The 8182-nt window shown below is 62.6% G+C and carries 6 protein-coding genes; 3 read left to right on the top strand and 3 right to left on the bottom strand.

Going from position 1 to position 8182, the window contains the following annotated elements; all coding sequences use genetic code 11:
- Window positions 1-131: 131 nt before the first annotated feature.
- Window positions 132-2090, top strand: coding sequence for a M23 family metallopeptidase (locus V4T21_RS01085; RefSeq protein ID WP_332711849.1), 1959 nt, complete (start codon window positions 132-134; stop codon window positions 2088-2090).
- On the opposite strand, the gene V4T21_RS01080 is transcribed toward V4T21_RS01085, so the two are convergent.
- Entirely contained in the window at window positions 2091-2435 is a 345-nt protein-coding gene (locus V4T21_RS01080; protein ID WP_332711847.1) for a VOC family protein, read from the bottom strand.
- A gap of 867 nt (window positions 2436-3302) precedes the next feature.
- On the opposite strand from V4T21_RS01080, the gene V4T21_RS01075 reads away from it, so the two are divergent.
- Window positions 3303-3683 carry a hypothetical protein gene (locus V4T21_RS01075; RefSeq protein WP_332711845.1) on the top strand — a complete coding sequence of 127 codons (381 nt, stop codon included), beginning with the start codon at window positions 3303-3305 and terminating at the stop codon, window positions 3681-3683.
- 54 nt (window positions 3684-3737) lie between these two features.
- Here V4T21_RS01075 and V4T21_RS01070 read toward each other — a convergent pair whose 3' ends face one another.
- Window positions 3738-4649, bottom strand: a complete 912-nt coding sequence (locus V4T21_RS01070; RefSeq protein ID WP_332711842.1) for an SDR family oxidoreductase — start codon at window positions 4647-4649, stop codon at window positions 3738-3740.
- A gap of 85 nt (window positions 4650-4734) precedes the next feature.
- Here V4T21_RS01070 and V4T21_RS01065 point away from each other — a divergent pair, with 85 nt between their 5' ends.
- A complete protein-coding gene (locus tag V4T21_RS01065) occupies window positions 4735-5337 on the top strand; it encodes a TetR/AcrR family transcriptional regulator (RefSeq protein ID WP_332711840.1) in 603 nt (200 codons plus the stop codon).
- Between the two features lie 76 nt (window positions 5338-5413).
- On the opposite strand, the gene clpB is transcribed toward V4T21_RS01065, so the two are convergent.
- Window positions 5414-8029 carry an ATP-dependent chaperone ClpB gene (gene clpB / locus V4T21_RS01060; RefSeq protein WP_332711837.1) on the bottom strand — a complete coding sequence of 872 codons (2616 nt, stop codon included), beginning with the start codon at window positions 8027-8029 and terminating at the stop codon, window positions 5414-5416.
- Window positions 8030-8182: the final 153 nt, after the last annotated feature.

Here is an 8182-nt window from a genome sequence, read left to right as displayed (position 1 = left end):
CCGGCCGGCACGGTGGTGCATCCTGGGGTTAGTTCCAGGGGCAGGCTCATTGCTTGACATATGAGTCCACCGCGTCCATCCCTTTTCACGCGTACTATATCTGGCTGGCCGCGAGGGTCCGGGGAGAAGAGTTGAACGCAGCGCAACGCAACCGACACGCCGCCTTGCTCAAGGCGACAGGATACGAGGATTCGCCGGCGCTGACCGTCAAGTCCTCGGAAGGCGCGCTGCCGCAAGGCCGCGAGATCAGCTTTGCCTGGCTCGCCGGTACCGTTCTGACGGGCGTGACGTCGTTCATGCTCATGGCCGGAGCCCTTCAGGTCTCCTTTAAAGGGCAGGATACGTTTTCCACCCCATTCGAGGCCCTGGCGATTTCGGCGGGCCAGGACGTGTCGTCCACGCCCGATTCCCTGGTCGGCAAAACGCGACGCGCCAAGCCCGTCACCCAGACCCATTCCGATCTCGAGGTGATAGAGACCTCGATCCGGGAAGTCGTCGATGGCGTGGCGCGCATTCGCAACCAGCCCTTCACCACCATCAACGCGACGCTTGCGACCGCGGCAACGCCACTTTCGGAAGACATTCCCCAATACGATCCCGTCGCCCTGCTGGCCCGCAATGAGCCCCTGCGCGCCAATCCGGCCGCCGATCTCATCAGCACCGATATTTATGGCGCCGATGTCGAAGGGGAAGTGACCGTGCGGACCGCGGCGCTGGAATTGGGCGATCCGCCCCACCGCGCCGTCAACGATATGGGCGCGGCCCAGTTCGTGCGCCTCTCTGTCGAGGGCGCCTATACCGAGGCCGACGGGCCGCTGATGGCGTATGCGGCTCCGGGGGCAAGCCTGCGCGAGCTCGGGCTGGAAGCGCCGCCGGGCACGATGGCGGGGGTGGCCGAAAACGTGACGGTCATGCCCAAGACGCGCATGGCCGAGGATATGAGCAATCTGCGCACCGAGCGCGTACTGACCATCCGCGAGCAGACCCCGTTGGCCGAGGCGTTCATGCGCAACGGGTTTACCACGCAAATGGTGACCGCCGTTACCCGCGCCATGCACAACCTCTTCCCCGAATCCGACCTGCCGGCGGGAACGCGGCTGCGGATATTGTTCGGCCCCTCGCGCGGAACCGATACGCTGATCCCCTATCGCGTCTCGATCTATGACGACACCGTACACCGGGTGACCGTGGCGCTGACCGATCAGGGCCGATATGTAACCGCGCTCGAGCCCCCGGTGATCGAATTTACCGAGGAAGACACCGAAGAGGTCAATCTGGGCAATCTGCCCACCATCTACCGTTCGATCTGGGAGACGGGCCGCAAGCACGAACTCGACGATGCGACCATCGACAGGATCGCCGCGATGTTTGCCTACGATCTCGACCTGACCCGCCGCGTGTCACCGGGCGATTCGATCGAGATCCTGCTTTCGGGGACCGCCGAGCAGGGCGAGCAGGAACTGCTCTATGTGGCGCTCACGCTGGGCAACACCGTGCGGGAGCTGTTCCGGTTCCAGACCGAGGACGGGGTCATCGATTTCTACAATCCCGACGGGGAGACCGGGAAACAGTTCCTGGTGCGCCGGCCGCTCGAAGGGGGCGGAACGCTGCGCTCGCGCTATGGCTATCGCAACCACCCCATTTTCGGGCAATACCGCCTCCACACCGGCGTCGATCTGGCGGCCCGGACCGGGACACCGATCTATGCCGGCGGCGACGGCATCGTCGAGATGGCCCAGTGGTATTCGGGCTATGGTCGCTATGTGGAGTTGCGCCATGCCAATGGCTACAACACCGCATATGGCCATATGAGCGCCATCGCCGATGGAATTACCCCGGGCACCCGGGTGACCCAGGGACAGGTCATCGGATATGTGGGTTCGACCGGCCAGTCGACCGGGCCTCATCTTCACTACGAAATCAAGATCAACGGCAATACCGTCGATCCGCTGGCGGTGAAGCTTCCCCGCGCCAACTCCCTGCCCCAGCAATATCAGGGCGAGTTCGAGGCGACCATCGTCCAGGTGCGTGCGCTCATCAACCAGGAGAACACGCCGGCCGACCCTGTGACCGTCGCCACGAGCCAATAATCAGGCTTTCGGCTGCGCCCAGACCGCCAGTTCATTGCCGCCGGGTTCGCGAAAATGGAAGCGCCGCCCGCCGGGGAAATCATATTGCTCGGCGGTGATCTCGCCGCCCGCCTTGCGCACGGCGGCTTCGGCCGCATCGAGATCGTCGGCAAAGAGAATGACCAGTGGTTCCTTGTGGCCGCTCTGGGCTCGTGCGATACCGCCATCTAGCCCGGCACCCTCGATCCCCACATAATCAGGACCGTAATCTGTAAAGCGCCAGCCAAAGGCGTTTTCAAAGAAACTCCGGCTCGCAACGAAATCGCCGCTGACGAACTCGATATAGTTTATAGGCAGAGCGCTCATTTTCATCTCCCATTTGTTCTCTTTATGTTCACATGTCGTTTGAGCGAGGTCAAGAGGGGTCGCAAGGCAAGGACGAGCGCAAGCGCCCGACGGCGGTGAGCCTCGGGTGATTGGGGTAGACGGCATGGGGCGATGAACGCCTCGTGCTGTATTAGTTAGTATGAAGCGATCATCGCCCCATGCATCCGGGATTTTGGGCCTGGTCGTCCTCTCATGCTGGGGCCAATCCCCGCTGGCTTTCGCCAGTACACCCTCGACCGTGCCGTGGGTCGGCGCTGGGAACGTTTCTGCCTCCGCTGACGCGACCGCCAACGGACCCGAACCGATCCCGCCCAAACGTTCGTTGCGCTTGCGTCCATGAGTGCGGGGTCGTGAGGGGGAGTATGGCGTGGGTTGTGGGAGCGGGGATAAGTTTTTGGCGGGGGCGTTTGGCGCAAGCTCAGCGCACCCCTCATCCGCCCCTTCGGGCACCTTCTCCCTCAAGGGGAGAAGGGGAGCATTTGGCAAGTGCTGCGGACGGCCTCGACGGTGGAGGTGGGGGAGAGGCTGAAGCTGGATTCCGGGAATAAATCCCGGAATGACAGGGTGGAGAGGAGGCGGCGCGCTGCCTCAAACACCCACTTGTCGCCCCGGGTTTATCCCCGGGTGACAGCCGGGGGTGGGGCAAGGGATGCGGATGAGGGGATGAATTGCTGGCAGAGCGTTCAGGTTCGGTTCAGTGCGCAAACTCTATGGCTGGTGTCAGGCCGATGAGGTGTTCATCGTCTCGCAACGGCAACCAATGCGCGCTTTGGGCGTTTGCAGGCGCGGGGAATGAACATTTGAGATTTCGCACGGGAGGTCCGTGCTCATAATATGGAGCAAACCATGATGAAACCCTTTGTAGCCGCCGCGCTTCTTGCAGGCTTTTTCGTTGCCCCGGCCATCGGCCAGGATATGAACCCCAACGGCACCTGGGTCGATCGGTGGGGCACGAGCTTCACGTTCGAGCTTTGCGGCGACGGCACGCAATTGTGCGGCGTGCTCAATGATATCCAGGGCGATTCCCGCACCGAGGAAAACCTCGCCTTTGTCGGCCAGGAAGTCGTGCAGGGCACGCTTGTGGGCCCCAACAAATGGGAAGGCTCCATTGCGCTCAATGGCGGCAATGCCAAGGCGACTGTCGAACAGACCGGCCCGGACACGATCAAGATCACCGGCTGCCAGGCGGCAATCTTTTGTTCGAGCATCGACTATCAGCGCTCGTAAGCCGTCAGGCAGTTGACGAAAGAGGCCGTGGCGAACGCCACGGCTTTTTTTTGGTCAACCGGCCGGAAAACGCACCTCCGCAAGCTCTTCGGACACCGTCCACAGCCGGGCGGACACGGGATGATCGTTCGCCTGCGGCGGAATTTTGGCCCGAGTGGGATAGCCACGCAATTCGCCCAAACCATCGGGTCCATAATAGCCGCCGGCCTCGGCCGCCGGCGCCGTTGCCGCATAAAGAGTGGGCAAGGCGCCCTGCCAGGCGGGCTGGAACGCGAACCAGGCAAAGGAACGCAACAGGCTCTGGATGCTCCAACGACCCGGCGCGTTATGGAGCAGATCGGTTCGGGAAACCCCCGGATGGGCGGCTATGCTGGTTATCCCCCAATTGCCCTCGACGCTTTTGCGCTGAAGTTCGAATGCAAACATCAGGCAAGCGAGCTTGGACTGGCTATAGGTTTTCATCGGACGATATTGCCGCTCTGATTGCATATCCGAAAAATCGATCTGGCCGTCCCGCGCCGCAACGCTCGACAGCGATACGACCCGGGCATCGGGCGCCTTGCGCAAGAGCGGCATCATATGCGCCGTCAGCGCGAAATGGCCGAGATAATTGGTGCCGAATTGCAGCTCGAACCCGTCCGACGTGGTCTGGCGCTCGGGAGGCACCATGACGCCGGCGTTGTTCACCAGAAGATCGATACGGTCATGCCGCGCCCTCACCCGTGCGGCGAAATCGGCGACCGAAGAGAGTTGCGCCAGATCCAACTGCTCGAAGCTGACCTTGGCCTCGGGAATTTCGGCGCGAATCCGGGCCAGCGCATCGCGACCCTTTTCCCGGTTGCGCCCGGCAATGATCACCTCGGCCCCTTTGCCCGCCAGGACCAGGGCATCCTCGAAGCCCAGACCGCCCGTGCCGGTGACTATCGCCACACGGCCATTTGAGCGGGAATATCCGATGCCGTCCACTTAACCATCGCCGGGTCCTTATGATAAAATGCACTTGGTGCATTTTTATATTGCACTGAGTGCAATTAATGCAAGGGCGATCGCCGTGACCGGATCGAAAAAAAATGGCGAGGGGCCGGAAGGGCTTCGGGAGCGCAAGCGCAAGCAGACCCGGCAGCGCATTGCCGAGGCCGGCCTGCTTCTGTTCGGCTCGAACGGGTATGAAGCGACCACGCTCGACGCGATTGCGGCCAAGGCCGGAATTTCCCGCCGCACGTTCTTTCATTATTTCAAATCGAAAGACGAAATCCTGCTCTCGCTCCAGACCGGGCTGGGAACGGTATTGGCCAATGCGGCCCTCTCCTGCTCGCCCGACCAGAAACCGTTCGAGGCCATGCGCGAAAAAATGATCGACATGGCCCGGAAATATCAAACCGACGAATTGATCGTTATCGATCGCATCATGCGCTCGAGCGAAGCGATCCAGTCGCGCAAGCGCGCCAGCTATATCGAGGACGAACCCGTGGTGTTCGACGCCTTGCGCAGCGTTTGGCCGGAAGAGGACGAAGCCGAGTTGCGGGTTCTGGCGATGCTTTCCATCTCCATTACCCGACTTTCGCTCGATGCCTGGAGCCGAGAAGACGGCGAGCGGCCTTTGGTGACCCTTGTGGAACATATGTTTGACGCCTTGAGCAGCGTGTCCCGATAGCGGGAGAACTGGGTCCGGCGCAAAAAGAAAGGCCCCGTCGCCGGGGCCTTTCTCACTATCGGGATATGGCTGGATGTCACTCCGCGGCCCTGGGCTCCACCTGGCCCTCGACCACGGGCAGGATCACCAGCCCATCATCGCCGGCATCGACCTTGACCGTGCCGCCATCGATCACATCGCCGGCCAGCATCTTTTCGGCCAGCTCGTCCTGGACCGAACGCTGGATGACGCGCTTCAAAGGACGCGCGCCATAGGCTGAATCATAGCCCTCATTGGCGAGCCATTCGCGGGCCTTGGAGGTCACGTCGATGGTGATCTCGCGGGCGTCGAGCAGCTTTTGCAGACGCTTGAGCTGGATATCGACGATGGCGCCCATCTGGCCGCGTTCGAGACGGTGGAAGAGCAGGATTTCATCGACACGGTTCAAAAATTCGGGCCGGAAAGCCATCTTCACGGCGTCCAGCACCTTGCCGCGCACCAGCTCCACCGATTCCCCATCCGGCTGGGCGGCCAGATATTCGGCCCCCAGGTTCGAGGTCATGATGATGAGCGTATTGCGGAAATCGACGGTGTGCCCCTGCCCGTCCGTCAGCCGGCCATCGTCGAGAACCTGCAGCAGCACGTTGAAGACGTCCGGATGGGCCTTTTCGATTTCGTCGAACAGGATCACCTGATAGGGCCGGCGGCGAACCGCTTCGGTCAGCACCCCGCCCTCGTCATAGCCCACATAGCCCGGAGGGGCGCCGAGCAGCCGTGCGACGGCATGCTTTTCCATGAACTCGCTCATGTCGAGCCGGACCATGGCCGTCTCGTCATCGAACAGGAACTGGGCCAGCGCCTTGGTCAGCTCGGTCTTGCCTACGCCCGTGGGGCCCAGGAACATGAACGAGCCGATGGGGCGATTGGGGTCCTGCAACCCGGCACGGGCCCGCCGCACGGCGCGCGAGACGGCTTCGACGGCCTCGGACTGGCCGATGACGCGCTTGGCGAGCTCGTCTTCCATGCGCAGCAGCTTGTCGCGTTCGCCTTCCAGCATCCGGTCGACTGGAACGCCGGTCCAGCGGGAAACCACTTGGGCGATATGGTTGGGGGTCACGACCTCCTCGACCATGTCGGAACCGGGCTGGGCCTCATGGGCTTCGGCATCGTTCAGACGCTTTTCGAGGCCGGGAATGACGCCATAGGCAAGCTCGCCGGCGCGGGCGAGATCGCCCTTGCGCTGGGCAAGTTCAAGCTCGGTGCGGGCCGCGTCGAGCTGTTCCTTGAGCTTGGTGCCGCCGGCGAGACGTTCCTTCTCGGCCAGCCAGCGCGCCGTCATGGCGTCGGATTCTTCCTCGAGGCCGGCCAGTTCGGCTTCAAGCCGGGCGAGACGGGTCTTGCTCGCGTCGTCATCTTCCTTTTTCAGCGCCTCTCGCTCGATCTTGAGCTGGATGATGCGGCGGTCGAGCTCGTCGAGCGCTTCGGGCTTGGAATCGACGGCCATGCGCAGGCGCGCCGAAGCCTCGTCCATTAGGTCGATGGCCTTGTCGGGCAGGAAGCGATCGGTGATGTAGCGGTTCGATAGCGTCGCGGCCGACACCAGCGCCGAATCCGAGATGCGGACGCCGTGGTGGAGTTCGTATTTCTCCTTGAGTCCGCGCAGGATCGAGATGGTGTCCTCGACCGTGGGCTCGTTGACGTAAACCGGCTGGAAGCGGCGGGCGAGAGCTGCGTCCTTTTCGACGTATTTCTTGTATTCGTCCAGCGTCGTGGCGCCCACGCAGTGGAGCTCGCCACGCGCCAGGGCGGGCTTCAAGAGGTTGGACGCATCCATGGCGCCATCGCCTTTGCCGGCGCCGACCAGCGTGTGCATCTCGTCGATGAACAGGATGATCTGGCCTTCGGCGGTGGACACTTCGCCCAGCACCGATTTCAGCCGCTCCTCGAACTCGCCGCGATATTTCGCGCCGGCGATCAGCGCGCCCATGTCGAGCGCCAGAAGGGATTTGTTTTTCAGCGATTCGGGCACGTCGCCATTGACGATGCGCAGGGCAAGGCCCTCGGCGATGGCGGTCTTGCCGACGCCGGGTTCGCCGATCAGCACGGGGTTGTTCTTGGTGCGGCGGCTGAGCACCTGGATGGTGCGGCGGATTTCCTCGTCGCGCCCGATCACCGGATCGAGCTTGCCCTCGCGCGCGTCCTCGGTGAGGTCGCGGGCATATTTCTTGAGCGCGTCATAGGTGTTTTCCGCGCTCGCCGAATCGGCGGTGCGGCCCTTGCGGATCGCCTCGATGGCCGCGTTCAGTCCATTGGCGGTGACCCCGGCCGAGGCGAGGATCTTGCCCGCGTCGGTGTCTTTCTCGATGGTCAGCGCGAGCAGCATGCGCTCGACGGCAACGAACGAATCGCCGGCTTTCTGCGCCGCCGATTCGGCGGTTTCGAAAACTCGGGCGAGTTCGCGCGAAAGGTAGATCTGGCCATTGTCGCCCGAAATCGAGGGGATCTTCTTCAATCCCTCCTCGACGCCGGCGCGCACGGCCTGCGGATTGCCTCCGGCGCGCTCGATCAGACCGGCGGCCATGCCGTCGGGATCGTCGACCAAGGCTTTGAGGATATGGAGCGGGGTGAACTGCTGGTGCCCGCGGCTGAGCGCGAGCTGCTGCGCGTTCTGGATGAACCCACGCGTCCGTTCCGTGTATTTTTCGATGTTCATCGCTTCAACTCTCCTTTTTCTGGCACGTCGCCCCGCCCGAAACCGGCACAGGGACAAACGCCCGAAGCGTTGGATTTTTCCTGGGAACCGGCCCGGCTGGCGGCACCGATCCCAAGTATCGAAGAGTATGTAGGCGCAATTGCGCAAAGAAAA

This window comes from Pelagibacterium mangrovi, assembly GCF_036662815.1.
Lineage (GTDB): Bacteria > Pseudomonadota > Alphaproteobacteria > Rhizobiales > Devosiaceae > Pelagibacterium > Pelagibacterium mangrovi.
Note: the sequence above shows the minus strand (reverse complement) of the source record. Positions and strands in the feature narration are given on the sequence as shown.

What these genes read in the sequence shown, in the direction of transcription:
- V4T21_RS01080 (WP_332711847.1), bottom strand. Translation starts at nt 2,435, where the DNA reads ATGAGCGCTCTGCCTATAAACTATATCGAGTTCGTCAGCGGCGATTTC.
- V4T21_RS01075 (WP_332711845.1), top strand. Translation starts at nt 3,303, where the DNA reads ATGATGAAACCCTTTGTAGCCGCCGCGCTTCTTGCAGGCTTTTTCGTT.
- clpB (WP_332711837.1), bottom strand. Translation starts at nt 8,029, where the DNA reads ATGAACATCGAAAAATACACGGAACGGACGCGTGGGTTCATCCAGAAC.